The sequence below is a fragment of the Rhodanobacter sp. MP7CTX1 genome (assembly GCF_014205795.1).
Taxonomy (GTDB): Bacteria; Pseudomonadota; Gammaproteobacteria; order Xanthomonadales; family Rhodanobacteraceae; genus Rhodanobacter.
The window spans coordinates 14,283-39,556 of the sequence record NZ_JACHCN010000001.1 but is presented as its reverse complement, the minus strand read 5'-3'; the positions used below and the strand labels follow the sequence as shown (position 1 = coordinate 39,556).

Here is a 25,274-nt window from a genome sequence, read left to right as displayed (position 1 = left end):
CTCGCAGCACCCACGGCGTTTTTCTGCCTTGCCTCAATGGGTTCCGAATTCAGGGTGGAACGGCGTCAGTTTCTGTCCAGAGGTTGCGGTGGAACCATCTCGCCTTCGCTGTACCGGATGTCGATGAACTTCCACCCGTCAAGTGTCGTTCCGTTCATGGCTTCAAGACTGATCCGCGATGTATCCGCGTGCCACCTCGTCAGCACACGCTGTAGCTGTCCTGCTGCAACCGTGACCGTCACCGGTACATTCGGCGGCGAGTCGATTTTCAGCGCCCTGTCCGCCGGGCTGTCGTTGAATACTGTCATGCCCGCCAGGACGCGAGGTGAAACGAACGAAAACGTCGCGCGGTCTGCCTTGGCATCGGCGACGCCCAGATTGAACTTCGAGAGTCGTCCGATGGGCGCACCGATGCGCCACATGCCCATGCCCCAGTCGATAACGCCCGCCGGAAACGACCCGCTCAATATCGTTCCAGCAGGCACACGCGGATTTTCCAAATCCACCATTTGCGTCGGATCGGTGCCGCCCGACCCCTCGATGCTTACGGTGTATGCATTGGTGCGATGTATGCGCAGCACATGCGTGGTTGTGTTGAACGAATACCCATCCGCGCTTTCATCATTGCCTGGCGAGAGGGCATGCCCATCAGCAAGCACCAACGCAGGCGTGAAGTTCAATCGCAACACGTCGCTAGCTGCGGCGTCAAAAGTGGAATACGTAACGCTGCCGCGACCGTAGCTAATGCTCTTGACGACCGATGTGGTGCCAAGGAAATGCGATTCCGCCGCGGGTGCCCACTCCGGCACGGCCCACAAGCCATCCATCATGCGTCGAGGTCCATCCGCAAATTCATCGGTAAACCACCATTGCCCCTGCCCCCAAGGCGTGCTCCCCTTGGGCGGAAATCCCTGCTGATAGGTGACCCAGTTGTACGAGCGAAACGCTTGTTCCCGGTATGTCTCGTCGCCGGTTTTCCAGTAGTAGATCGCCTCGACGGCGGCCAGCCGCGCCGTGTGACTGTCACAGCAATCGTTGGGCTTGCCGCAGCAGAACTTGTGGCCGTCGCCCTGCTCCGTCGTGACCGTCGCACCATGCACGATGTACTTCGGCCACTTGGGCGTGGTCTTGACCCACTCAATCAACTGCTCCGCATCCTTCTTCCAGCCTGGATCCATTTCAGGGTGCAGCAGTAGATAGCGCGCCGTTTCCAGTGGGATCACGTTATTCATGTTTTCCATGGTCGGCGCCACGTCTTCGAAGTAGCCGACCCACACGTTGTTCGTCATCGGGTAGCGGAACAGCCATTGCCAGGCCTGATCCCGCGTGCGCTGGAAAGCAGCGACGTCGCCCAATTTCAGACGGATCAATTCGTCGAACAACTCGATCGGCTCGATGACGTTTGCCGAATACTCACCCATTGCCTTCTTGCCGACCCTGCCGGTGCGCGCATACACCCGTACCGGCCACGGTGAGTGTGTCGCGTCGCCTTTTCGACTGTTCTTCACCAACGCATCAGCGCAGCGAATGGCTGCCTGCAGGTACCGGGCTTCGCCAGTTATTTCATACAGACGCAGGTAGCCATAACCATCTTCGCCGACGATCGGTGGCTCGATGAAATCCACGGCATGTCTGCTCCATCCGCGGTAAGTCGCTGAGCCGGGATCGGCCGACGCGTAAGGGACGCCACTCCACACGTAGTCCCGAGGCGTGGTGCCGTTGCGCAGTTCGTAATCGACGAAATCCTTCAACAGCTGGATCGCCTCCGGATCGCCCGTGTAGGGATACAGATGCTCGACGAAGCCCTCCAGCATCGCCCGCAGATAGCCCGTTGAATTGGCCCAGTGACGATCTGGCAACAGCTCGAACGTCGTACGGTCGAAATCCACGCAGCAGAAAAAATAATAGTCACGCGGCCCGTGGTACTCGCGCCGAAGGACGCTCCACTGCGTCATGAAGTACGACTCGTACGAGGCACCGATGTCGTCGGGGTACGGCCACGGCAGCAACTTTCCCTCGCTGTCCAGTTGCACCGGTCGACCCTGGATCGCAGGGGCATCCACTGTTGAAACCGCCTTGAACGCGCTCTGCGCGAACGATGTCGGGATATCCAAAGCAAGCAGAGCGAACAGTACGAGGATTCGTTTCATCGGGATGATTTGTCCTTTGCTGCTCGCTCTGGGCGGCTACGGCGAAATCGACTGTGCTGGAATGTTCAGGCTCCGTCCTTCTTGTAGATATGCCCGTTCTTGACCACAAACGCGATTTTTCCAGTGTTGTGGATATCGCGCGTTGGATCGGCAGTCAGTACGACCAGATCGGCGCGCTTGCCGGCAGTGATCGTGCCACGTTGCTCGGCCTGCCCCATCGCCGCCGCACTGACTTGGGTAGCGGCCTGGATCGCCTCGATAGGCGTGAATCCACAGTGCTCGACCAGTAGCGCCATTTCCGTATGCTCGAGCGGCAACGCTTTCAGATCCACTCCGTGCGCATCGGCGGAAAGTCCCGAGCTGTCCGTACCGACGTCGATCAACACGCCTTGCTGATGTGCCAGCTTGGTCACCGCATAGCTCCACGGCATGATGCCGGCGCCTACGCTTTTCGAATGATGTTGCGCTTCCTCCTCGAATGGCAGCAGCGTGGCGTCGAGTATCGTGCCGTGCTGTTTCATCGCCTTGAACAAGGCGATGATCTGCGGTGCGTCAGGCTGGATGTGTTCGAAGTCGCCGAGCGCACGTCCGCGGTAATCGTCCGGTACGCTCGGCGCCGCCGCCCATACCAGATACGGACTATGCGAAATGGTGTCGACACCGGCGGCGACGGCATCGCCCGGAGTGGCGGGGAAAATCGTCGCGTGCGTCCAAACGCGCAGGCCCTGCCGGTGCGCTTCCGCCGTGATCTTGGTGACCAGACTCGCGGGCAGATTGGCGTAAAGCTTGAGGGCGGTCGCGCCGGTGCCCTTCGCTTCGGCAACCGCAAGCGGGATGTCGGTAGTCGAGGAAATTGCCTGCATCCATGGCGCAAAGCCGAGCGGCTCACCTTCTGAGGCGTCCTTTGCGCGTTCGTCTTCGGCAAAGAACGTTGGCCCGGCCATCAGCGCCACAAAGAAAATGTCCGGCGATGCGAGCGCATCCGAATTTGCTTCTCCCGCGAGATAGGCAACCAGGCGGTCATCACCCGCCATGTCGCGAACGCCGGTGACGCCACCACGCAGGAGCGCCTGCAAATGCGGCTGGTAATGCGCAATATCCGGCTCGGCACCGGTGAGGTGCACGTGCGCATCGATCAACCCCGGGATGACATAACGCCCACTCAGATCTTCCACGCGAGCTCCCTTCGGCGCCTCCTGGCTGCCGTCCGCATAGATCGCCGCGATGCGCTGGCCCTCGATCGCGATGGTCATGTTCGGCTTCGCCGCCGTGCCCGTGCCATCGATAACCGTGACGTGGGTCAACAGCAAAGACGGCTCGGCGGCCAGCAGTGGCGTAGCCAGTGCAGACAGCACCAGCAGGGTCATGCGCTTCATCAAGATGCTTGCGGACATGTCGTCTTCCCCTGGATGGCTTAGGCGATTTGAAAAATCTGATCAGAGTGCAGTTTCGAAAAAAGTGCAACCTGCGGGCCACGCTCGGGTTCGCTGCGCCCAACCTACGCGCTACCCGCACAAGGCCGCTGCCAGCTGAGCTAGCCGCTGAAAGTTTGGGTGGGACTATCCCGACTCCCCTGCACCCACCGTTCGCCCTGAGCGTAGCCGCGCAGCGGCGAAGTCGAAGGGCGTTTGGCGCGCGGCTTCGACTTCACGCCTTCGGCGCTACGCTCAGCCCGAACGGTTTTGGTCAGCCGCTTGCGGCGCTGAGCGCGGCCATCAGACGAACCAAACTTGCTTCAAACGTCGCGACACCCTGCTAGCGCAAGCCCACGGTACCGTTTGCCGCCGTGACCAGCTTGGCCGGGTCGTAACTTACGCCGTCCTTGAACACCAACTCGACATTTTCGATGTCCTTGATGTTTTTCGCGGGATTGCCGTTGATCAGCACCAGGTCAGCGGCCTTGCCGGTTTCGATGGAGCCGATGACCTTGTCCTCACCCATGAAGCGAGCGCCGTTCATGGTGGCAATCTGGATCGCCTCCAGCGGGGTGAAGCCGGCTTCCACCAGCAGTTCAACTTCGTGTTGGTCACCGTAACCTGCGATGACGCCGCCATAGCCGGTGGGGTCCAAACCGGACAGCAATGTGCCGCCCTGCCGCACGAACGCGTGCTCGAAATCCTCTTCGAGCTTGAACACCTTCACCCACGGCGAGTCGGGCGTATTGGCGACATGGTCGCGACTCTTCAGGTACTCCACGCGTGTTTCCGGGAGCATCGCGTCCAGCACGCGCTGATCAACCGACGCCCGACCGGGCACGAAGGTTTCGAATACCGGCAGTGTCGAGGTGACCGCCACGTGCTTCGAAACCAGATAGCGGATCAGCTGCTGGATCTGCGGGTCGTCAACACTCATCGTCGCCAAATGAGCGACCGCGAGTTTCGTATCCGGGCAGATGTCGGTCTGCTTGCCGGGGGTGAACTCGGTGTCCACCGGCAAGCCATGCTCCAGGTCGTCGATGCCGAGATCGGCCGCTTCGGTGAAGCCGATCGTGCATAGGTGCCCGGTAACCTTGATGTGCTTCGCATGCGCCGCGGCGATCGCCGCCGACAGCTCACTGCGCGTGATGTGCATGTACGCCTTGAACGACGTCGCGCCCTCGCCGATCCAGTAGTTGACCGTGTCGGTGGCGTCGGCTGCATCCATGAGTTCATGCATCTGCGGCGTAAAGCTGCCCTTGCCTTCCAGATACGGCCCGGTGGTGTGCATCTTCGGCCCGGGGATCTTGCCGGCGTCGATGGCCTTCTTCAACTCGAGGTCGGTATACGGCTCCGTGCTGCCCGTAGTGCGGATGGTGGTGACACCACCGGCCAGATAAAGCTTGGGAAAACTCGAGGCCTGTTCCGGATAGACCGCTTCCTTCGCTTCCGGATTGACCTTCGGCGCCGGATAGAACATGTGGTCGTGCATGCCAACCAGGCCTGGGATCAACGTGTGCCCGCTGCCATCGATCACGGTTGCATCCTTAGGCACCCTCACGTGCTTGCCGACCGCCTCGATGACCCCATCGCGCAGCAGCACCGTCTGGTTTTCCTTCGCGGCCGTGCCGTTCCCGTCGATCAGCCGCACATGGGTGATCGCCAACAGCGGCTGCGCATATTTCACGTACTGCTGCGTCTGCGGCGCAAGCTGCGGGGCTTGGCCCCAGGCGGGCAACGCAGCGCAGAATGCGGCCAGTGCAGTGGCCAGAACAGTTCGCAGGCCGGCACTGGCCGGTGACAAGACAGGCGCAAAGCGGCGGGCTTTCGTAGGCACAGTGGACTCCCCAGTAGCGAAGCAGGCAAGTTCCTGCGCATCGGTCAAACTACTATCGCACGATGGGAGAATGCGGTGTAGGACGCGTCGCTAGTTAGCTCGCTGCCTGAGCAAGCCGATTCCACCGCCGGCAAATATCCACGGGTATCAGATTGTCGAGGGTGTATTACCCCCGAGTCAGTGAGGGTCGCTGCTTGAGACTTGCTTCAGTCGATTGGGTAACGTCAAGGCGGAAGACACGGCCGGTTTTGCCCGCCTTGATGTCGCGAATCGCCTGCAGAACCTCGGCGCCGATATCGCGCCTGGCATCGCCTGCGAGGATGTCCTTGCCCAACTTTCTCATGATCCCACCTGCGCCCATCGAAGGGGTAACCAAACTGCCGGCCGTCCGGCCTCGAAGCCGGATGATTCAGCCTGCGCTTCACGCAGCCTGGATGACAAACTCACTGGCATTCACGACGGGGCGCACGGTGCGCACATCGCGGCGCATCTCGACCAGGCCATAGTGCTCCATAGTCTTCAGAGTACGCGACAGATTACTTGGCGCTCGCCCGGTGAGTTCGGCGAGACGGCTCAGGGACTCCGGCTTGTGCTCGCGGATGACTCGCAGCAGCGCACGGTTATCGTCGGAGAGCACTTCGGCCAATGAGCGCATGGAGGTGAACCAGATTTTTGGCTCCCCAGCACGCGGCCGATGGTCGCCGCGCGCGATGGCCAACGCACGGGCGCGTATGTCCTGTTGGGATGCGATGCCGATGATCATTTTCTTCATGGCGCTAAATCCTTAAGTACCCGATCGACCTCGTCGAAAAAATCCTCAAGCAGCTGCTGCGCGCTCGTGAATTCATAAGGCACGCCCTTGTCGTGAGCATGCCGGTGGCGGTGGTCATACGCGAGACGGCGGCCAGCATAGTGCCGTTGCCCCGGTAGTTTGACGGCATGAGCGTTGTCGAAACCCAACAAACGTGTGCCATGGCGGTCATGCAGCGTCAGCGAATAACGCACGCCATGAGGCAGATGCTCATTCGCTTCGACAGACCATGCTTCGAGCTTGATCCAGTAACCGTTGCCCTGGTCGTAAATCTCGCCGTTGAGCAACAGCAGCGTTGCCAGCCCCGCGTCTTCCTTGACCATGAATATATCATCCGATGATAACTCAAGATAGGCCTGTCGCGATTTAAGGGCGCTGGGTCCCTGCCTTCGCAGGGATGACGGCCTTGAGGGGATCTAGCGACGGCTCGGCTAGCCGGCGCTCAAATCATCGGCAACTTCAACCCCTGCTCCTTGGCACAGGCAACCGCATCCTCATACCCCGCATCCGCATGCCGCATCACGCCGGTGCCTGGATCGTTCCACAGCACGCGTGCGATGCGCTTGTCGGCTTCCGGCGTGCCGTCGCAGACAATGACGACGCCGGAGTGCTGCGAGTAGCCCATCCCTACGCCGCCGCCGTGATGCAGAGATACCCACGTTGCGCCACCTGCAACGTTGAGCATGGCGTTGAGCAGCGGCCAATCGGAGACGGCGTCGGAGCCATCTTTCATCGCTTCGGTTTCGCGGTTCGGCGAGGCGACGGAGCCGCTGTCGAGATGATCGCGACCGATCACCACCGGCGCTTTCAACTCGCCGTTGCGGACCATCTCGTTGAACGCGAGTCCAAGCTTGTGACGCTGGCCGAGGCCGACCCAGCAGATGCGTGCCGGCAGGCCCTGGAAGCTGATGCGATCCTTCGCCATGTCGAGCCAGTTGTGCAGGTGCTCGTCGTCGGGAATGAGTTCCTTGACCTTCGCGTCGGTCTTGTAGATGTCTTCCGGATCGCCGGACAACGCGACCCAGCGGAACGGACCGACGCCGCGGCAGAACAACGGGCGCACGTAGGCGGGCACGAAACCGGGGAAAGCGAACGCGTCGGCCAGCCCCTGATCCTTTGCCATCTGGCGGATGTTGTTGCCGTAATCAAATGTGGGGATGCCCTGCGCATGGAAGGCGAGCATCGCCTCGACGTGTGTGCGCATGGAGCGCTTGGCCGCATCGCGCGTGCGATCGGGATCGCTCTTGCGGCGCTCGAACCACTGCTCCACCGTCCATCCTTGAGGCAGGTAGCCGTTGACCGGATCGTGCGCGCTGGTCTGGTCGGTAACGGCGTCGGGACGCACGCCGCGCTTCACCAATTCCGGCAGAACGTCGGCAGCGTTGCCGAGCAGCGCGATGGACTTTGCTTCGCCAGCTTCGGTGTACTTCTTGATGCGCGCAAGCGCGTCATCCAGGTCAGTCGCCTGCTCGTCCACATAGCGCGTCTTCAGGCGCATGTCGATGCGGCTCTGCTGGCACTCGATATTGAGCGAGCAAGCACCGGCAAGCGACGCAGCGAGCGGCTGCGCGCCACCCATGCCGCCGAGGCCGGCGGTGAGTATCCATTTACCCTTCAGGCTGCCGTTGTAATGCTGGCGCCCCATCTCGACAAACGTCTCGTAGGTGCCCTGCACGATGCCCTGCGAACCAATGTAGATCCACGAACCTGCCGTCATCTGGCCGTACATCATCAAGCCCTTCTTATCGAGCTCGTTGAAGTGCTCCCAGTTCGCCCACGCCGGTACCAGGTTGGAGTTCGCGATCAACACGCGCGGCGCATCCTTGTGCGTGGGAAACACGCCGACCGGCTTGCCGGACTGCACCAGCAGCGTCTCGTCGTCGTTCAGTTCGCGCAGCGATTTCAGGATCGCGTCGAAGCACTCCCAGTTGCGCGCTGCCCGACCGATGCCGCCGTATACGACCAGCTCCGCCGGGTTTTCCGCCACCTCCGGATCGAGGTTGTTCTGCAACATGCGGAACGGCGCCTCGCTAAGCCAGCTCTTGCAGGAAAGTTCGGTACCGCGCGGTGCGCGGATGGTGCGGGTGGTATCGATGCGGGTGGGGGCGGTCATGGACTAAGGCTCCGGTGAGTCAGACCACGATTATAGCCACGGGGCTGGTGTCGACAGGCGTGGCACCATCCTCAGGTCATTGGTGACTTCCTGCACGTGCGGCCCGGCTGCTACCGGCGGATAAAGAGCGCCGGATCCCTCTGAGTGATAGCCCATGCGCCGCGAAGCACGCCTGCTACTGGTTGCTCCCTGCCTGTCCTGTCTTGGAGTCGCGTTCGCAGCATCGGCAGCCAGCGCCGAGCCGGAAATCTTTTCCCCTGGCGTCATTTCCGGCCCAGCCGGGGAAGCCTGCCCAGCGTTCACGCCGGATGGAAACACGGTGTATTTCGATGTGGGCTCGATGATCCTGGTCTCGCATCGCGCCCAGGGGCAATGGTCAAAGCCGCAGATCGCCCCGTTCTCCGGCACGTGGGGCGACCACGACCCGAGCATCGCACCAGACGGCTCGTACATCGTCTACGTGTCCAACCACCCGTTCGACAACAGCGGCAAGGCACTGAGCGCGACGGCGCATGGCCAGGTGTATCCAAATGCAGGTGGCAATCTGTGGCGGGTGGATCGCAAGGGCAACGACTGGGGCACGCCGATGCACCTGCCGGCTACGGTCAATGACAGCGATCGCACTTACGCCCCGAGCATCGCTGCCGATGGCAGCCTGTACTACATCCATCCGGACGCGGCAGGCACATTTCACGTCTACCGCTCAGCCTATAAGAACGGCAATTACCAGACGGCTGAACAGCTGGTGCTTGGCGATCCCACTGCACAGGTGCATGACCCGGCAATCGCGCCGGATCAGTCATTCATCGTGTTCAACTGGAACGACGCGAAAAAACCGGGCATGGGAGGCCTGTACATTGCGTTTCGCGAAGGCAATCACTGGAGCCAGCCAATCGACTTGGGTGTGGCCGTCAATGGCAAGGATGGTCGATGGAACCAGTGGGGCGCGCACCTGAGTCCCGATCACCGCACGCTGTACTACACCAGCGACCGAACGACGCCGACATCGTATCCACGCACGCCGGAACAAGCACAACGGCAGCTGGCACGCATGCAGCAATGGGATAACGGCGGCGACAACATCTGGTCGGTTTCACTGGCGCCGTGGCTGCATGCCCATCACGCGACTGATGACAGGTGATGTACTCGCTGCACCAACGAGTGATCTTGCCGGACTCCTGTAAGACAGACCCAAAAGGTATACGGGAGGGGCCGGCGCGGCCTTGCTCAAACCACCAGGCAAATTGTGATTCAGCTAGTGATCCGGCTTGCCAATGTTTGACTTGCCAACTGCCGATTTTTCCGCAAGGGTCCGGCGCAGCAATTCCAACATCGGTTGCTGACCGGGATCACGCCCAAAGTGGGCCAGGAATTGCCCATAGGTATCATCCAGGCCCCCACGCGGCTGATTCATCTGAATGGTCGCGCGCATTGCCCAACCACCGGCGTAGTTGGGATACGCCTTGATGATGCGATCGGCGACGTCCCAGCCCTTGTCCCACTCATGGGTTTCGTTCACATAGATGCTTCCGAGCGGCACAAGCACATCAATATCGTCCGGGCTTGAAGCAAGCACAGCTTCGAAGTCCTGCTCTGCGTGGTTATGGTCACTCATGTACATGTAGACGTTGCCGCGCGTTTCATAGTTGGCGACATTTTTCGGATCGGCCGCGACGAGCTTATTGGCTTCGTCAAGAGCCATGGGTGATTCGCCAAGGATCGCCAGATCCTTGGCGCGCTGGCGGCGAAGGTCGTCCTCTTGCGGCTGAAAGCGCAGGGCTTCGGATAAATAGACTACCGACACCGGAAACACGTTCTGACTGGAGGCTGTCAAGCCGGCGTCGACCAGGCTGCTGCTGATGGCCAATTCGTCAAATGCCGCAGGAAACTTCGCTGCCTGCGGCAATGGTGCGCAGTTGCACCCGCTTGGATTCGCCTCGTAACGTTGAACTGCCATTTTTTCCATCACGAGTAAAGGATTCTGGCTGGCGTGGGTCATGGCAGACGTCGCGATGCGTTGCATGGAATCCAGCGAGCCAAACCATTCCGGACGGGCCAGCCACATCAGCTGGTGATAGATGTACCAGTTGGAAGGATCAGCCCGCAATCCAAGGTCGACTGCGTGATCGGCATAGGCCTGACCCAGGCTCAAGCCGCCCGCATGGATCATGGCGGCGTATACGGGCGTGATATGCGGATTCAAGGCGATCGCTTGTTTCAAATCCGTGTCGGCTTCCTTAAGAAGTCGATCCATCGAATCCAACTTTTCTTGCGGAGTTTCCTGCGCAAATGCGCCACCGCGTGCAGCGTGTGCCATCTCTACATAGGCGTAGCCACTGGCCGCATAGGCGTAAGCGCTCTTGGGCGACGCACGCTTCCATGCATCGAGGATTGGTCGGATAGAGAACGAACCGTTTTCAAAATCAGAAATAAAGATGTGATCGAGCCGTCCCCGCGCGTCCGGCTGCGTCAGCTGCGCCTGCAGCGCCTCATCCATGCGGCGGTCAAGTTCGGCAGATTTGCCTTGCTCTATCAGGTCCTTTGCCTCGACGAACGTAATCGTTGGCTGAAACCGGTAGCGGCAATACGCTGCAACGGCGTCCTGCGTCCAATGACTGCCGGGTGGATTGGGATAGGCAAGACAGCGCTGGAGGGGGTCGGATCGTTTTTCCGCCTCACGAACCTGCGTAAGAAACGTCTTGATTTGATCGCCCGAAAAAGGGGGAGGCACAGCGCGACGGAGGGTATGTGCAAATCGGCGATGCGTCACGCTCACCACTTGCGTAGGCACTGGCTGCGGCAAGTACTTTCCGAAAAGCAGATAACTGCCGGACAAACAGATCAGCACGACCAAACCAGCGAGTAACCCCTTCTCGCGAATCGTCACGGCACATCCCCTGTTGAATTCCCCACATACCTATACCAAAGAGCACGATGCATTGCTAATCGCCCGACATCGGCGTGCACAGCCAGGCGACTCGTCGCTTCGCTGAACCTTTTAAGGAATATTCGCCATCTCGAGACGCGCCGCAGGCGAATATCACCGACGGCCTGCAGCGTTGAATCGGCATGTGGAAAGCGACGCGTGGTCTGCTCACCGATAAACTGGCCTTCGTTCCTCGTTTTCCCATTGATGTCCGAAAACGGCGAGTCCACCTCGCGCAGCAGTGCTAGCCTTGACCCATGAACGATCTCTCTGCCCTGCCAGACCCGCATATCTGCGAACAGGCGCGACTTAGCCGCGATGCACGCTTCGACGGCCTGTTCTTCACCGCCGTAAGCAGCACGGGCATCTACTGCCGACCGGTATGCCCGGCGCCGCGGCCGAAGCGCGAAAACGTCAGCTATTACACGAACGCGGCGGCGGCGGAGGCAGCCGGGTTCCGACCCTGCCTGCGTTGCCGACCGGAACTCGCGCCGGGCAATGACAGCTGGCAGCGCGGTGACCATGTCGTTGCGCGCGCATTGAAGTTGATCGAGCACGGCATGCTGACGGACGAATCGCTGGAAGCGCTCGCACTGCGCGTGGGCGTCGGTGTGCGCCAGTTGCGCCGGCTGTTTGTCGATCGCGTCGGCGCGCCACCGATCAGCGTACACACGACGCGCCGGCTGTTGTTCGCGAAACAGCTGCTGACGGAGACAGCGATGCCGGTTACCGAAGTCGCGCTCGCGTCCGGCTTCCGCAGCTTGCGTCGTTTCAACGCCGCATTCCTGCAAGCAAACCGCATCCCGCCGCGCGAACTGCGCCGGCATCCGCGGGCGGCGCCCGGTGCGGCGCTGCTACTGCGACTCGGCTATCGCCCACCGTATGATTTTGAAGCGCTGCTAGCATTTCTGCGTGGCCGCGCATTGCCAGGTGTGGAACTGGTCGACGAACACAGCTATGCGCGTGTGTTCGGGCCGGCCGATGCGCCGGGCTGGCTGCGCCTGAGTGCCTGGCCGGATGGTGAACATGCGCTGCGCCTGCAATTGCATTGCCCACAACCGGCGCAACTGCTCGGCGTGGTGACAAAGCTGCGGCGGATGTTCGATCTGGACGCAAATCCGCAGGCGATCGCGGACACGTTTCATCACGACCCGATCCTTGGCCCCTTGATCGCGCGCCGGCCTGGCCTGCGCCTGCCGGGTGGCTGGGATGGTTTCGAGATCGCGGTGCGCGCGATCCTCGGTCAGCAGATCAGCGTGTCCGCGGCACGCACACTGGCGACCCGCATCGTGCAGCGTTGGGGCGAAGCATTGCCTGCGTCCCCGATGCCGGGACTGGAGCGGCTGTTTCCCACCCCGGAGATACTTGCACAGGCCGACTTGCGCGAGGTCGGCCTGACCACGGCGCGGGCTGCGACGGTGCGCGGGATGGCGCAGGCACTGCTGGATGGCCGCGTGGATTTTCGCGCCGAACAGACGCTGGATGAGTTTGTGTCGCGCTGGATCGCGTTGCCCGGGATTGGCGAATGGACGGCTCACTACATGGCGATGCGCGCGTTGGGCGATCCCGATGCGTTTCCGGCCGCAGATCTGATCCTGCGCCGCGAAGCGACGACCGATACCGTGCCGCTCAGCACAAAGTCGCTGACCGTTCGTGCTGATGCGTGGCGACCGTGGCGCGCGTACGCAGTGATGCATCTATGGCGTGGCGCCTCGGATGCCGCACCACCGCCACGCATTCCACGCAGTCGCAAACCGGAGGCCATCGCATGACGAACGATCCTCACCGGCCTTGCAACGGCCCGATCCACTACGACGACATCGACAGTCCGATCGGCCGCCTGCGCCTGGTCGCCGGTCGCGATGGCTTGCATGAAATCTGGTTTGAGCAGGGGCGCCATCAGAAAGCGGCGCGGCCAGAGTGGATTCGCGCGGCCGAACCGCTGGCGTTCGCCCGCGTGCAGCTCGAGGAATATTTTGCGGGTGAACGGACGACGTTCGACCTCCCGCTGCGTCCGCTTGGCACCCCGTTCCAGCTCGCCGTTTGGCAGGAGCTGGCGCGGATTCCGTATGGCGTCACGATCAGCTACGGCGAACTGGCGCGGCGCATCGAGCAGCCATTGGCAGTGCGCGCCGTTGGCGCCGCGAACGGACGCAATCCGTTGCCGATCGTGGTGCCGTGCCATCGCGTGATCGGCAGCAACGGCAGCCTCACCGGCTTCGGCGGCGGCCTGCCAACGAAGCGCTATCTGCTTGCGCTGGAGCAGCGTGTCGCCGAGGGCGATCTGTTTGCGAATGGTCGCTGAATAGCACACCACGGATAGCCGCTACTCAGCTCGTCATCCCTGCGAAGGCAGGACAAGCGCAAAGCGCGCAGAGCGCTCGAAGAGCGGCCCCGCAGGGGCGAGCGAAGCGAGTAATCCAGGAGCGTCAAGCTCCCGAAGAGCAAGTGCACTGGGTCCCTGCCTTCGCAGGGATGACGGCTGGTGGAGTGCGGCCGAAAGCATGGCCTAGCCACGAATTGACATCGTGAAAATCTCTTGTATACACTGTATACATGAAAAAGCTCGGTACCGCCGAAAAGATCCTGCGCGAGGCGTACAAACTCTTCGACCGCGAAGGGCCCGATGCGGTGAGCATGCGTCGGGTAGCCGAGGCCGTCGGCATTACACCGATGGCGATCTATCGACACTTTCCGAATCGTGAGGCGCTGCTCAAGCGGGTGTCGGACGATAGCTTCAAGAAGCTGGCGATCGAGTGGTCGGCTCGTTCACAGCACACGGACATCACCGAGCGGTTGATGGCCTTGCTGGAACCGTATCTGGATTACGCACTGGCCCATCCGCATCTGTTCGACCACTCATTCTCGGTGCGCCGCGAGGACGCACGCCGCTACCCCGAGGATTTTCGCAGCGGCAAGTCGCCCACGTTCAATATCGGTGTCGAGGCGATTGCCGAGGGCATGCGTCAAGGCGTGCTGCGCAAGGACGATCCCTGGGCCGTGGCGATGTCGGCGACAGCACACTCGCACGGGCTGATCGCGCTGTATCGCGCCGGTCGCTTCAGTTACGACGAAGCACAATTCCGCAAGTTCTATCTTGAATCTCTCGGGAGACTGATCAATGGAATCAAGGCTTGAACGCATAGGGTCGATCACCGTTCTCGTGGCGATGGCGTTGTCCATTGCCGGCTGGTGGTTCGGCTATCAACTCCACCCCATCTGGTGGGCGATGTGGCTGGCGCCGTTCCCGATGCTGTGGCTGGCCACACGCGTCAATGCACGCATCGCGGCACTCGCCTCCTTCATCAGCATCGCGCTGGCCGGCCTGGCGCAGTGGCACTTCCTGCATACGCTGGTGAAGCTTCCGTTGCCGACGATCGGATTCGCGCTATTTGCACCGGCGCTGGGATTCATGTTCATGGTGCTGTTGTACCGCCGGCTTGCCATGCGCAGGCACCTGCTCGCAGCCGCGTTCTCGGTGCCGGTGCTGTGGACGGCTATCTTCTTCATCAATGCGTCGCTGTCGCGGAACGGTACGTGGGGCGATCTGGCGTATACGCAGATGGATGTGCTCGCCGTGATCCAGATTGCCGCGGTCACCGGATTGTTGGGCATCGGATTCATGGTGTTGCTGGGATCGGCCAGCGTGGCTGCAATGCTCGAGCGCGGCGCGTCACGTGACGCACGCTGGCGGGTCGCCGTGTTTGGTGGTGGCCTGATACTCGCGTCGCTTGTCTACGGCGGCTGGCGCCTGCATGCCGCGGACGAAGCTCCCGGCACACCTGTGAAGATCGGACTCATCGCACTGCAAGGCCCGGTCCATCCCTCGCTGGATACACCGAAAGGCCAGGCGTTCCTGCACCGTTATGTCACCGCCGTAGACGCGCTCGCCACGAACGGCGTGCAGATGGTGGTGATCCCGGAGGTGGCGATGACGGCGACGGATCCTGCCATTCCCGACTTGATCCACGTCGCACAGCAGCACGGCATCACCTTGGTCACCGGGATCGACTACACACCTGCCCGTGGTCCTGAGCGCAACATGTCAGCCGCGTTCCATCCACAAGGCGGCCTGCCCACGACGTACAACAAACATCATCTGATGGTCGCCTTCGAAGATCACTTCACGCCAGGTGACAGCTACACCGTGCTGGACAGCACACCGCGGGTGGGGCTGCTGATCTGCAAGGACATGGATTTTCCGGCCACCGGTCGTGCCAACGCGGCAAACGGCGCCCAACTGCTGCTGGTCCCGGCGTGGGATTTCATTGCAGACGGCTGGTACCACAGCCGCATGGCGATCCTGCGTGGCGTGGAGAGCGGCCTCGCGATCGCACGTTCCGCACGCGACGGCGCGCTGACGCTGAGTGATGACCGCGGCCGCATCATCGCCGAGATGCCCAGCAATCAGAACGTGGATGCCAGCGTCGTCGGCACGTTGCCGGTTCGCACGACCAAGACGTTATACGCGCAATGGGGCGACTGGTTTGGATGGCTCAACCTCGTCGCCTTGATCGGCCTGCTGGTACTTGCCGTGCTGCCCAGGCGCGCTTTCGCATAGCATGCTCCGCGCTACGAACTCGCCACGGGCCAGGAGCAGCTGGGTAGCGCAAATAAATGCGCGCAACGCGATGAGCCTTGCCTCATCGAGTAACTGAATTAGTCATGTAACTGCGCGATCATGGGGACCTATTTACCGATACCCGGATGTTCTTCATGAAATGGTTGCCCCGCGTCCTGCTGTGCTCGCTCGTCACGATATGTGCCGGATGTGCCACCCACCCCACGGCACCGACACATCCCGCTGAGTCACCAGCCAGGCCGGCTCCCCTGCTGCTGATTTCGATCGACGCCTACCGCTACGACTACGTCGAGCGCGGCTTCAGCCCCACGCTCGCGATGCTCGAGAAATCCGGCGTGCAGGCAGCGTCGATGCAGCCGTCGTTTCCGTCGTTGACGTTCCCGAACCACTACACGATCGTCACCGGCCTGCGGCCCGATCACCACGGCATCGTCAACAACACGATGCTCGATGCCACGCTGGGCAAGTTTTCGCTGGGCAATCGCCAGGCGGTAAGTGATGGTCACTGGTGGGCCGCTGGCACACCGATCTGGGAGACCGCCGAGCAGCATGGGCTGCGCACCGCCACGATGTTCTGGCCGGGTAGCGAGGCGGACATCCACGGCCACCACCCGGATTACTGGAAGCCGTTCGATGAAAAGGTGACTGCAGATCAGCGAGTGGACCAGGTGCTGGCATGGCTGGATTTGCCTCCCGCTCAGCGACCCGCGTTCCTCACTTTGTATTTCGATGCGGTTGATCACGCCGGTCACACCTACGGTCCTGATTCGCCGCAAGTGAATGCTGCGCTACGCGACACCGACGCGGCAATGGCGCGGCTGGTGCAGGGGCTCAAGCAACGCGGCCTGTTCGACAGGATCAACATGATCGTGCTGGCCGACCATGGCATGGCCAATAATCCGCTATCAAACAGCGTGATGATCGACCAGCTGGTCCCGCTTGACCAGCTGCAAACGGTGAGCATGGGCATCCTGGCCGGATTCAATCCCAAGTCGGACAGCACGGTCGACCGCAATCACTTCGCCGCGGTCGAACATCAGCTGGAGCAGCCGCAGCAGCACATGCAGTGCTGGGACAAGACCCGCGTACCGCCAAGGTTCGTCTATGGCAACAACCCTCGCGTACCGCAATTGCTGTGCCTGGCCAACGTGGGCTGGCGCGTCACCACCACCGATTACGCCGCCAGCCACCAGGGTCACATCAGCATAGGCGAGCATGGGTACGACAATGCAGATCCATTGATGCAGGCGCTGTTCATCGCCCACGGCCCCGCGTTTCGCGTCGATGCAAAGGTCAACGCGTTTCCGAATGTAGACGTCTATCCACTAATGACACACCTGCTCGGCATTCCAGCCGTTGCGAACGATGGCGACTACGACGCGGTGAAGGACATGCTGAAGCCATCCGAACGCTGACTGCGGGAACCGCGTCAAGCTGGATAGTTGCTGACCTCGATCAGGTTGCGATCCGGGTCGCGGAAGTACACCGACATGATGGGCCCGCGTGCGCCGGTACGTTGCACCGGGCCTTCAAGTACGGGCACCCCGCAAGCCTGCAAGTGGTCGATCACCTTCGCCAGCGGCGTGCCCGTGATGAAACACAGATCGGCCGAACCAGGCGTGGGCCGCTCGGCTTTCGGCTCGAACTCATGTCCATGCCGATGCAGGTTGATCTTCTGCACGCCAAACGCGAGCGCCTTGCGTCCCTGGCCGAACGTGATCGTCTGCATACCCAGCACGCGCTCATAGAACGCACAGGTTGCATTGATATCGGCGACGGTGAGCACCAGATGGTCGAGTGCGTCGATCTTCATGGCATGGCTCCCTTGCTCATCGGGGTGGCCGGCGTCGCCACATTCACCAGTGGCGGCAATCGGTACAGCCGCCAAGCCACCAGCAACCCCGCCAGCACCAGCGTACTCACAAACACGGCCACCCCGTTCCAGCCGTGCGCGGTATAGAACAGCCCACCGCTGGCACCAGCAATGCTCGAACCCATGTAGTAGGAAAACAGATACATCGACGATGCCTGTGCCTTCGCTGCCCCGGCACGCCGGCCCACCCAGCTGCTGACGATGGAGTGACCGCCGAAGAAGCCGAACGTAATCGCCACGATGCCAAGCATGATCAGCAGCAACGGCCTCGTCATCGTCAGCAGCACACCTATCAGCATCAGCGCGAACGCCGTCCATAACACTTTGCGTCGACCTCGCTGCCCAGCCAGATGGCCCATCCACGCCGAACTGAAAGTGCCAACCAGGTAGATTCCGAAGATCAGCCCGACCGACGCCTGGCTCAGGTTGTAAGGCGGCGCCAGCAACCGGTAACCAAGATAGTTGTAGACGGTGACAAACGCGCCGAGCAGCAGGAAGCCCTCGACAAACAGCCACGGCAAGCCAGGATCGCGAAACATGCCGATGAAGCGGCTGAGCAGCGCGCGCCAGTGGATGGGCTGCGCCGTGAAATGCCGCGACGGCGGCAGCGCTCGCCAGAAGATCAGGCCGGCGAGTACACCGATCAAGCCAACCGCAGCCACGCCAACGCGCCAACCCACGAATTCAGTCAGCACACCAGTAATTAGCCGCCCACCCATACCACCCACGGCGCTGCCGCTGATGTACAGACCCATGCCCAGCCCGATCGACTCGACATGCATCTCCTCGCTCAGATACGTCATGGCCACAGCCGGCAGGCCGCTCAGGGTCAACCCGAGCAGCGTACGCACGACCAGCAATGCAGACCAGGTTGGCATCAGTGCCGTTACCAGCACGAGCAACGCGGACGACAACAGCGACGCGACCATCACCGACTTGCGCCCCCATGCATCCGACAACGCACCGGCAAACAGCATCGCGAATGCCAGCACGCCGGTGGTCAGCGACAGCGACAGCGCGCTGGTCGCCGCGCTCACCCCATAGTCACGACTGAACACCGGCATCAACGGCTGCACGCAGTACAAAAGGCCAAACGTGGCGAAGCCGGCCGCGAACAGCGCAAGATTGGTATGCCGGAACGCTGGCGTGCCGTGTCGGATAAAATCTCCCGGCGCTTCATGCAGCGGTAGCCGTGCAGCGCTGGTTTCCAACTCGCCCTTCATGTCTCTGCCCTGCTTTGGGACTGTGCCGATGCCCGCAAGGATAGAGCCATCGGGCAACACGATCGAGGACGCGACCACGGCATCCGGGATTACGCCGTCCAGATTTCCTTGAACACGCGACTGAAGTTCAGGCCTAGCACCTTGTCGGCCACCCGCTCGCTGTAGCCGTGCTTCAGCAATGCGTCGGCGACCCGTTCAAGTTTGCGTGGCGTGTTGATGTCGGGAATGTAGGGAGGCCGATTTTCGCCTGGCGCGTTGACTCCGGCCTTCTTGCGATCCTCTTCTTCCTTTTTCATTTCCGTCAGATCGCTGTCGGTGACCTCGAAGAACATCGTGTCGGTACCGATGCCGACATGATCTTCGCCGCATACGTCCAGCGCGTGAACCATATGCTGCATATAGTCTTCAAGCATGGGCTGCCTGGTGTCGACGGTCAGGAACGGCAACATGTAAATGCCCATGACGCCACCCTTGTCGGCCAGTGCCTTCATTTCGCGATCCTCCTTGTTGCGAGGATGCGCGAATACGCTGCGGCAGCCGGCATGGGTGAAAACCGGCGGCTTGGTCGACATCGCGATGCCATCGGCGGTGGTCCGCACATTCGCGTGGCTCAGATCCAGCGCGATGCCGAGCGCATTCATCTTCGCAATCGCCTTGCGTCCCAGCTCGGTGACTCCGTCGGTATCGCCGTCGAGGCAACCGCAGCCGAACGGCGTCCTGTGGTTATAGGTCAACTGCATGACCAGGACATCGAGCTGGTGGAACATCTCGATGCGCTCGATCTTGTCCGCCAGCATGGAAGCCGCTTCGAACGAAAAGATGACGGCGACCTTGTTCTCGCGCCTTGCCCGTTCCAGGTCGTCGTGGCGAGTGACCTTGATGAACCTGTCGGGATATCGCGTGATCAACGCCTGCGCAGCGGCGATGTCGGCCACAGCTTCCTCGAACGTGCCGTTGGCGCCGCCGAGCGTACTCTTCAGGGCGGTGATACCGGAGTCGCGTATCCCCTGCAGCTCCTTTTCGGTATCCGCGTCGCAGCACAGGCTTCCGATCGAAGCCAGTGTGTTGCAATCGAGCACGAACGCCTTGCTATAGAGCTCGGCAGCCTTCGTTCCGCCCACACCTTCCGAAGCTTTACGTTGGGGCTCGGCAGCTTTTTTAACGCTCGACGCAGCGAATGCGTTACTGGAGAACGGTGGAAGCACCGCGCCAAGCAGCGCGCCGCCGGAAAGAGCCAGGACTTGCCGGCGTGTCCAAATATCGCTCATGGGATCGTCTCGCTTCAGATGGTGCCGGGCACCTTTCAGCACGCGGCAGACAGGTTGGAACAGCAAGCTTATCAGTGATAAGTTAGCACCCTGAAATTCAAGGTTCAAGCATGCGAAAGGCAGCTCCAGGCACAATGCAAAAACCGGTGCGCAAACCAGCCACTCCGGCACCCCCGGGCGGGCGTGTCGGCCTCGCGCGCGATCAGCTCGTCGATGCGGCACTTGAACTCATGCAGGAGGCCGGCCTCGATGCGCTGAGTACGCGACGCCTGGCCGAACGCCTCGGCGTGAAGTCACCCGCGCTGTACTGGCATGTGCGCAACAAGGGTGAGCTGCTCGGCCTCGTCGCCGACGCGATCTGCGCTCAGATGGCTTTGCCGACGACCAGCCTTTCGTTTCGCGTACGGCTTGAAAATATCGCCTGGGAATATCGTCGCGTCCTCGTCGCCCATCGCGACGCGCCCCGCCTCTTTGCAGAGCAGGCACCCACTGGGCCGCACCGCATGAAACTGTACGACGCGGCGATCGGCGCGTTTCTGGACACCGGCTTTGCGGCTCAAGAGGCAGTCGCGATGGCAACGTTCTACCGCAACTACCTGCTCGGCATGATCGCGGAGGAAGCGCGCCAGTCCCGGTCGGCCCAGCCAGGAACGCTGCGCCCCACGCTCGCCCTGGGCATCGAGCTGGGTCATCTCGGCGAGGAATCACGCAACTATCCGAATTTGCGTGGTGCCGCCAAACTGCTCGCGAACATCGAGCCTGGAGAGCTCTTCCGGATCGGCCTGAAGATTCTCCTGGATGGCACGGAATGCCGCGCCGCGGAAATCGCCCGGTCGAAGAAACCGCCCCGCCAGCGCAAGTAGACCGTGGCTGGAGGCCAAGCTATTCATCCATGACGGCATGACGCGTGCAGGCTATATTCTGAGCATTCCGCCTCGCCCATCGCTCACCTCACTTTGCAAAGGCTACTTTCATGAGTGCAACGCCAAGCTTCGACCTCACCGGCAAGATCGCCATCGTCACCGGCGCCAGCCGTGGGATTGGTGCCGAGATCGCCAAGCTGCTGGCTGCGCACGGCGCACACACGCTGGTGTCCAGCCGTCGCGTAGCCGATTGCCAGTTAGTGGTCGATGAAATCATTGCTTCCGGTGGCTCAGCCGAAGCGGTCGCCTGCCACATCGGCGAGCTGGAGCAGATCGAAGCGCTGTACGCGCATGTCGAGAGCAAGCATGGACGGCTCGATATCCTGGTCAACAATGCGGCGACCAATCCCTACTTCGGCCCGATCCTGGATACCGATCCGGGTATTTTCCAGAAGACCGTCGACGTGAACATCCGCGGCTATTTCTATATGTCGACGCATGGCGCGCGGTTGATGCAGCGCAATGGCGCCGGCTCCATCGTCAATGTCGCCTCGGTCAACGGCGTGGTGCCGGGTTTCCAGCAAGGCATCTACTCGATAACCAAGGCCGCCGTGATCTCCATGACCAAGGCGTTTGCGGTGGAGTGCGCGGAAGTCGGTGTGCGCTGCAACGCGCTACTCCCCGGGCTGACCGATACCAAGTTCGCTTCCGTGCTGGTGAACACGCCGGCAATCCTCAAACAGGCGTTGGCCCACGTGCCGATGCGCCGCGTGGCGCAGCCCTCGGAAATGGCCGGCGCCGCGCTCTATCTCGCCTCGGATGCATCGTCGTACACCACCGGTGCGGTGTTGAACGTCGATGGCGGTTACCTTTGCGTCTGACCCCCGGCTGCCCCTGACCACAGGATACGAAGATGACCGCACCCACTGCCCTACGCGTCGCCGGAAAACGCGCCTTCGTCACGGGAGCCGCAGGCGGGCTCGGTGCTGCGACCGGGCGCATGCTCGCGCGACATGGCGCGAGCGTCTTTCTCACCGATGTCGATGAGACCGCCGTTCGCGTCGTCGCCGATGACATCAATCACGAACACGGCCGTCAGGTCGCCTGGTCAGTCGCGCAGGACGTGCGTGACGAGGAACGCTGGAAAACGCTGCTCGCCGAAGCCGCCTCCGCGATGGGTGGATTGTCCGTGCTGGTCAACAACGCCGGCGTTGGATCGCTCGGCACTACCGAACAGATCGAATTGACGGAGTGGCGACGGGTCATGGCCGTCAACGTCGAGAGCATCCTTCTCGGCTGCAAATACGCATTGCCGTACCTGCGTGCGAATCAACCCGCATCGATCATCAACATTTCGTCGCTCGCCGCGTTCAAGGTCGACCCGGACTACACCGCGTACAACACGTCCAAGGCCGCCGTTGCCATGCTCAGCAAGTCGGTGGCCATCGACTGCGCGCGGCAGAAGATCGATGTGCGTTGCAATTCCGTCCATCCAGCCTTTATCCGCACCGGCATCGTCGCGCCGTTCTTCGCCGCGCTCGGCGAGGAAGAAGCGACACGAAAACTGGTGCGCGGCATTCCATTGCGCCGACTGGGCGAGCCAGATGACGTTGCCTATGCAGTGCTGTACCTCGCTTCGGACGAGAGCCGCTACGTCACCGCCGCCGAAATGCTCGTCGATGGTGGAGCCTGCGCGGTCTAGTCGCGCGCATACTTCACTGATCCTCCCTCCGCCCGACCCCATGGTGAGCACATGTCACGCATCAACCGCCAGTTGCGCCTGAAAAGCCGGCCCGAGGGCCTGGTCAAGCGCGAAGACTTCGACCTGCAAGAGTATCCCGTCGCCGAGCTGAAAGACGGCGAGGTGCTGGTCCGCGTGCTTTACCTCTCGATGGATCCCACCAACCGCGTGTGGATGAGCGACATTCCCCAATACATGCCGCCGGTGGCGATCGGCGAGGTGATGCGCGGACTCGGGCTCGGTCGCGTGGTGATGTCGAAGTCGGCGAACTACGCCGAGGGCGATCTGGTGCAGGGCCTGCTCGGTTGGCAGGACTATGCCGTGATCGACGACAGCCACTTGAAGGACTACGTGAAGCTGCCGCCCCGCCCGCCGGTACCGCTGCCGACCCTGCTTGGCGCCTGCGGGTTCAGCGGCATCACGGCGTACTACGGCTTGACCGAAATCGCGCCCGTGCAGCCCGGCGAAACCCTCGTGGTCTCCGCGGCCGCAGGCTCGGTCGGTTCCATCGTCGGCCAGATCGGCAAGCTTCGCGGCGCACGTGTAGTGGGCATCGCCGGTGGCCCCGAAAAGTGTCGTTACCTCATCGACGAACTCGGCTTTGACGCCGCCGTGGATTACAAGGCGGAAGACTGGAAGAAGGCCCTGGCAGATGCCACACCCGACGGCGTACATGTGAATTTCGAGAACGTCGGCGGACCGGTCATGCGTGCCGTGCTTTCACGCATGGTCAACGGAGGCCGCGTCGCACTGTGCGGACTCATCGCGAACTACACCAGCGGCGCGCGCCCAAGCGACGACTACAGCGTCATCATCGTCAAACGCCTGACCGTGCGTGGCTTTCTCGCGTTCGATTATCGAGACACGCAGAAAGCGGTGCAGGAGTTGATCGGATGGGTACTCAAAGGCCGCATCAAGGCCGAAGAAACCATCGAAGACGGCCTGGAAAACGCACCGCTCGTGCTCAATCAGCTCTTCGAAGGCAGCAACCGCGGCAAGCTGCTGCTACGGGTTTCCGACGAGGTGTGATTGGGGCAAATCAGCGGCTCGTCCGGCACAAAGCCAACGCGCTTCATGTGGTTTCCGATGGCATTTCGAGCCGGTAGATGCGACACCCATTGACGGGTTCAGCAGGAGGCGTGTTGTCACGACCGGCCGAATTTCCTGTCGAAGGCGGACATTCAGTTTGATCGGTCGATGGGGTGAACCTGACACAGTTACTCGTTTCTCCACTTATCCTGAACGGATACGCTGTCAATGGCAGCGTTCGTCGGTGCAGGATGAGCGTCGAACGGCTTCACGCGACAAGTCCGTTATCCCGGCCGTTTCTTGAATACTGCCCTCGCCACTGCGTTCATGTCCTTGACGGCCTTCCTTGCTACATCCGTGATCAACGGAGTTGCGGGGTCGCCGAAGCTGATCAGGTACGTGGCGTCACCCGTGGCATACATCCTCGCCGTGAGGCGGCCGAGGCACCGCGCTGCCCTTTCCTGGTCGGAAAACTTTCCGCGGAGAAGCGCGGCGATGCCTGATACAAGCAGATCGGCAATCTGCACACCACGGCTTCGCGCGGAATCGACAAAAGCCTGTCGCTCACGATAAAGACGCCGTGTGACGACCATGACCTCCGCGCGGGTTTGCCCCGGACTCGTCGGCCGAAGCGCCGCCGCGCCTCCTCGGATGAATCGCCCGAAATTCGAATAGTCGGCCCCAGCGACGTAAGGCATCGGATGGGCTTTGGACATGTCGCTGGCCAGCCCAGCCATCAATGGTCCATGCGCTTTCTCAAACGCGGCACCGGAACCACCCTTCGCATCGAAGCACCAGTCCATGCTGCACAACGTTTGAGGCTCGGTTTGCACGTAATGCGCGACACCAACACTCACGGCAAGCCAGGCCAGATACATCCGGCAGACTATTTCCACGTATAGCTGCGGCGAAAGGGCTTTCATCGCTGCGGCGAGTGCTTCAGTTTCCAATGTGTCTTTCAGCGCCTTCCGACGATCAATCGACTCCCGGATGATGCGTACTTGCCCCATCTGATTTTCCACCGCTCGCTCATTCCTCCCCGCATCCGTTGCAACGGAAACTAGAAAGCCACCTCGGGTTTCGAGATCCTCCAGGAACTGGAAATATTGCTCCTCGCTCACATCGCGACGCTTGATTTCCTCCGTCGCAGTACGGCCCACCTTTGCCTTCAGAGCATTCAGCACCTCCTCGGCTTCAACGCGATCCCGGGAGCCAACGACATAAGCGGCGACAACGCACCATGCCCCGGGCTGACTTGCCGGCGCAAACGTCCCGGACTCATCGATAAAGATATGCACGGACCTTGACTCGCTTACCGTCGGCAAGGGGCTTTATAGGCTGGACTATATCTCCACACCAGGCGACTGAATTCGCAACCCGAATTCTCGAACGTTTCAACTAGCGAAAGTCTTGTCCCATCGTTCCTCGGCCGCCCTGCCGCAT

The 25,274-nt window shown here is 61.5% G+C and carries 22 protein-coding genes; 10 read left to right on the top strand and 12 right to left on the bottom strand.

Annotation, left to right across the window (positions count from 1 at the left end):
* Positions 1–65: 65 nt before the first annotated feature.
* From HDE77_RS00180 to hutU, 7 genes are all read right to left on the bottom strand, one after another.
* Positions 66–2,150 (bottom strand): hypothetical protein, encoded by a 2,085-nt coding sequence (locus HDE77_RS00180; protein WP_184414992.1) that lies wholly within the window; start codon positions 2,148–2,150, stop codon positions 66–68.
* A 65-nt stretch (positions 2,151–2,215) separates the two neighbouring features.
* Positions 2,216–3,544, bottom strand: coding sequence for an amidohydrolase family protein (locus HDE77_RS00175; RefSeq protein ID WP_184414990.1), 1,329 nt, complete (start codon positions 3,542–3,544; stop codon positions 2,216–2,218).
* A 361-nt stretch (positions 3,545–3,905) separates the two neighbouring features.
* Positions 3,906–5,402 (bottom strand): amidohydrolase family protein, encoded by a 1,497-nt coding sequence (locus tag HDE77_RS00170; RefSeq protein WP_184414988.1) that lies wholly within the window; start codon positions 5,400–5,402, stop codon positions 3,906–3,908.
* A 166-nt stretch (positions 5,403–5,568) separates the two neighbouring features.
* Positions 5,569–5,745, bottom strand: coding sequence for a hypothetical protein (locus tag HDE77_RS00165; protein WP_184414986.1), 177 nt, complete (start codon positions 5,743–5,745; stop codon positions 5,569–5,571).
* Between the two features lie 78 nt (positions 5,746–5,823).
* Positions 5,824–6,174, bottom strand: a complete 351-nt coding sequence (locus HDE77_RS00160; protein WP_184414984.1) for a helix-turn-helix domain-containing protein — start codon at positions 6,172–6,174, stop codon at positions 5,824–5,826.
* Positions 6,171–6,536 carry a DUF6516 family protein gene (locus tag HDE77_RS00155; protein WP_184414982.1) on the bottom strand — a complete coding sequence of 122 codons (366 nt, stop codon included), beginning with the start codon at positions 6,534–6,536 and terminating at the stop codon, positions 6,171–6,173. Before HDE77_RS00155 ends, HDE77_RS00160 begins: the two co-directional genes overlap by 4 nt.
* A 119-nt stretch (positions 6,537–6,655) precedes the next feature.
* Positions 6,656–8,326 carry a urocanate hydratase gene (gene hutU, locus HDE77_RS00150; RefSeq protein WP_184414980.1) on the bottom strand — a complete coding sequence of 557 codons (1,671 nt, stop codon included), beginning with the start codon at positions 8,324–8,326 and terminating at the stop codon, positions 6,656–6,658.
* 154 nt (positions 8,327–8,480) lie between these two features.
* On the opposite strand from hutU, the gene HDE77_RS00145 reads away from it, so the two are divergent.
* The gene (locus tag HDE77_RS00145; protein ID WP_184414978.1) at positions 8,481–9,467 is read left to right on the top strand and encodes a PD40 domain-containing protein; all 987 of its coding nucleotides are present in this window, start codon (positions 8,481–8,483) and stop codon (positions 9,465–9,467) included.
* A 114-nt stretch (positions 9,468–9,581) separates the two neighbouring features.
* Here the strand turns inward: HDE77_RS00145 and HDE77_RS00140 are convergent, their stop codons facing one another.
* Positions 9,582–11,213: a DUF4034 domain-containing protein gene (locus HDE77_RS00140; RefSeq protein WP_184414976.1), complete on the bottom strand. Its 1,632-nt coding sequence runs from the start codon at positions 11,211–11,213 to the stop codon at positions 9,582–9,584.
* Positions 11,214–11,509: 296 nt separating this feature from the next.
* Here HDE77_RS00140 and HDE77_RS00135 point away from each other — a divergent pair, with 296 nt between their 5' ends.
* From HDE77_RS00135 to HDE77_RS00115, 5 genes are all read left to right on the top strand, one after another.
* Complete coding sequence (locus tag HDE77_RS00135; protein ID WP_184414974.1) at positions 11,510–13,024, top strand: DNA-3-methyladenine glycosylase 2; 1,515 nt, start codon at positions 11,510–11,512, stop codon at positions 13,022–13,024.
* Positions 13,021–13,557: a methylated-DNA--[protein]-cysteine S-methyltransferase gene (locus HDE77_RS00130; protein WP_184414972.1), complete on the top strand. Its 537-nt coding sequence runs from the start codon at positions 13,021–13,023 to the stop codon at positions 13,555–13,557. Before HDE77_RS00135 ends, HDE77_RS00130 begins: the two co-directional genes overlap by 4 nt.
* 251 nt (positions 13,558–13,808) lie before the next feature.
* A complete protein-coding gene (locus tag HDE77_RS00125) occupies positions 13,809–14,390 on the top strand; it encodes a TetR/AcrR family transcriptional regulator (RefSeq protein ID WP_184414970.1) in 582 nt (193 codons plus the stop codon).
* A complete protein-coding gene (locus tag HDE77_RS00120; protein ID WP_184414968.1) occupies positions 14,374–15,813 on the top strand; it encodes a nitrilase-related carbon-nitrogen hydrolase in 1,440 nt (479 codons plus the stop codon). The genes HDE77_RS00125 and HDE77_RS00120 overlap by 17 nt, the downstream gene beginning before the upstream one ends.
* Positions 15,814–15,968: 155 nt before the next feature.
* Entirely contained in the window at positions 15,969–17,249 is a 1,281-nt protein-coding gene (locus HDE77_RS00115) for an ectonucleotide pyrophosphatase/phosphodiesterase (protein WP_184414966.1), read from the top strand.
* A gap of 14 nt (positions 17,250–17,263) precedes the next feature.
* Here HDE77_RS00115 and HDE77_RS00110 read toward each other — a convergent pair whose 3' ends face one another.
* The 3 genes from HDE77_RS00110 to HDE77_RS00100 form a co-directional block, all read right to left on the bottom strand.
* Complete coding sequence (locus HDE77_RS00110) at positions 17,264–17,647, bottom strand: VOC family protein (RefSeq protein WP_184414964.1); 384 nt, start codon at positions 17,645–17,647, stop codon at positions 17,264–17,266.
* On the bottom strand, positions 17,644–18,930 hold the full coding sequence (locus HDE77_RS00105) for an MFS transporter (protein WP_184414962.1): 1,287 nt from the start codon (positions 18,928–18,930) through the stop codon (positions 17,644–17,646). Before HDE77_RS00105 ends, HDE77_RS00110 begins: the two co-directional genes overlap by 4 nt.
* 89 nt (positions 18,931–19,019) lie before the next feature.
* Positions 19,020–20,198, bottom strand: coding sequence for a membrane dipeptidase (locus HDE77_RS00100; protein WP_184414960.1), 1,179 nt, complete (start codon positions 20,196–20,198; stop codon positions 19,020–19,022).
* Between the two features lie 134 nt (positions 20,199–20,332).
* On the opposite strand from HDE77_RS00100, the gene HDE77_RS00095 reads away from it, so the two are divergent.
* The 4 genes from HDE77_RS00095 to HDE77_RS00080 all read left to right on the top strand — a co-directional run bounded on the left by HDE77_RS00095 (position 20,333) and on the right by HDE77_RS00080 (position 23,831).
* Positions 20,333–21,061 (top strand): TetR/AcrR family transcriptional regulator C-terminal domain-containing protein, encoded by a 729-nt coding sequence (locus HDE77_RS00095; protein WP_184414958.1) that lies wholly within the window; start codon positions 20,333–20,335, stop codon positions 21,059–21,061.
* A gap of 110 nt (positions 21,062–21,171) precedes the next feature.
* On the top strand, positions 21,172–21,942 hold the full coding sequence (locus HDE77_RS00090; RefSeq protein ID WP_184414956.1) for an SDR family oxidoreductase: 771 nt from the start codon (positions 21,172–21,174) through the stop codon (positions 21,940–21,942).
* 32 nt (positions 21,943–21,974) lie between these two features.
* The gene (locus HDE77_RS00085; protein WP_184414954.1) at positions 21,975–22,763 is read left to right on the top strand and encodes an SDR family oxidoreductase; all 789 of its coding nucleotides are present in this window, start codon (positions 21,975–21,977) and stop codon (positions 22,761–22,763) included.
* Positions 22,764–22,814: 51 nt separating this feature from the next.
* Entirely contained in the window at positions 22,815–23,831 is a 1,017-nt protein-coding gene (locus tag HDE77_RS00080; protein ID WP_184414952.1) for an NADP-dependent oxidoreductase, read from the top strand.
* 284 nt (positions 23,832–24,115) lie between these two features.
* Here HDE77_RS00080 and HDE77_RS00075 read toward each other — a convergent pair whose 3' ends face one another.
* Positions 24,116–25,129, bottom strand: coding sequence for a DUF3800 domain-containing protein (locus tag HDE77_RS00075; protein WP_184414950.1), 1,014 nt, complete (start codon positions 25,127–25,129; stop codon positions 24,116–24,118).
* Between the last annotated feature and the right edge of the window lie 145 nt (positions 25,130–25,274).

What these genes read in the sequence shown, in the direction of transcription:
- HDE77_RS00080 (WP_184414952.1), top strand. Translation starts at nt 22,815, where the DNA reads ATGTCACGCATCAACCGCCAGTTGCGCCTGAAAAGCCGGCCCGAGGGC.
- HDE77_RS00165 (WP_184414986.1), bottom strand. Translation starts at nt 5,745, where the DNA reads ATGAGAAAGTTGGGCAAGGACATCCTCGCAGGCGATGCCAGGCGCGAT.
- HDE77_RS00135 (WP_184414974.1), top strand. Translation starts at nt 11,510, where the DNA reads ATGAACGATCTCTCTGCCCTGCCAGACCCGCATATCTGCGAACAGGCG.
- HDE77_RS00095 (WP_184414958.1), top strand. Translation starts at nt 20,333, where the DNA reads ATGCAAAAACCGGTGCGCAAACCAGCCACTCCGGCACCCCCGGGCGGG.
- HDE77_RS00145 (WP_184414978.1), top strand. Translation starts at nt 8,481, where the DNA reads ATGCGCCGCGAAGCACGCCTGCTACTGGTTGCTCCCTGCCTGTCCTGT.
- HDE77_RS00105 (WP_184414962.1), bottom strand. Translation starts at nt 18,930, where the DNA reads ATGAAGGGCGAGTTGGAAACCAGCGCTGCACGGCTACCGCTGCATGAA.
- HDE77_RS00175 (WP_184414990.1), bottom strand. Translation starts at nt 3,544, where the DNA reads ATGTCCGCAAGCATCTTGATGAAGCGCATGACCCTGCTGGTGCTGTCT.
- HDE77_RS00160 (WP_184414984.1), bottom strand. Translation starts at nt 6,174, where the DNA reads ATGAAGAAAATGATCATCGGCATCGCATCCCAACAGGACATACGCGCC.
- HDE77_RS00085 (WP_184414954.1), top strand. Translation starts at nt 21,975, where the DNA reads ATGACCGCACCCACTGCCCTACGCGTCGCCGGAAAACGCGCCTTCGTC.
- HDE77_RS00120 (WP_184414968.1), top strand. Translation starts at nt 14,374, where the DNA reads ATGGAATCAAGGCTTGAACGCATAGGGTCGATCACCGTTCTCGTGGCG.
- HDE77_RS00130 (WP_184414972.1), top strand. Translation starts at nt 13,021, where the DNA reads ATGACGAACGATCCTCACCGGCCTTGCAACGGCCCGATCCACTACGAC.
- HDE77_RS00110 (WP_184414964.1), bottom strand. Translation starts at nt 17,647, where the DNA reads ATGAAGATCGACGCACTCGACCATCTGGTGCTCACCGTCGCCGATATC.
- HDE77_RS00115 (WP_184414966.1), top strand. Translation starts at nt 15,969, where the DNA reads ATGAAATGGTTGCCCCGCGTCCTGCTGTGCTCGCTCGTCACGATATGT.
- hutU (WP_184414980.1), bottom strand. Translation starts at nt 8,326, where the DNA reads ATGACCGCCCCCACCCGCATCGATACCACCCGCACCATCCGCGCACCG.
- HDE77_RS00100 (WP_184414960.1), bottom strand. Translation starts at nt 20,198, where the DNA reads ATGAGCGATATTTGGACACGCCGGCAAGTCCTGGCTCTTTCCGGCGGC.
- HDE77_RS00090 (WP_184414956.1), top strand. Translation starts at nt 21,172, where the DNA reads ATGAGTGCAACGCCAAGCTTCGACCTCACCGGCAAGATCGCCATCGTC.
- HDE77_RS00155 (WP_184414982.1), bottom strand. Translation starts at nt 6,536, where the DNA reads ATGGTCAAGGAAGACGCGGGGCTGGCAACGCTGCTGTTGCTCAACGGC.
- HDE77_RS00125 (WP_184414970.1), top strand. Translation starts at nt 13,809, where the DNA reads ATGAAAAAGCTCGGTACCGCCGAAAAGATCCTGCGCGAGGCGTACAAA.
- HDE77_RS00180 (WP_184414992.1), bottom strand. Translation starts at nt 2,150, where the DNA reads ATGAAACGAATCCTCGTACTGTTCGCTCTGCTTGCTTTGGATATCCCG.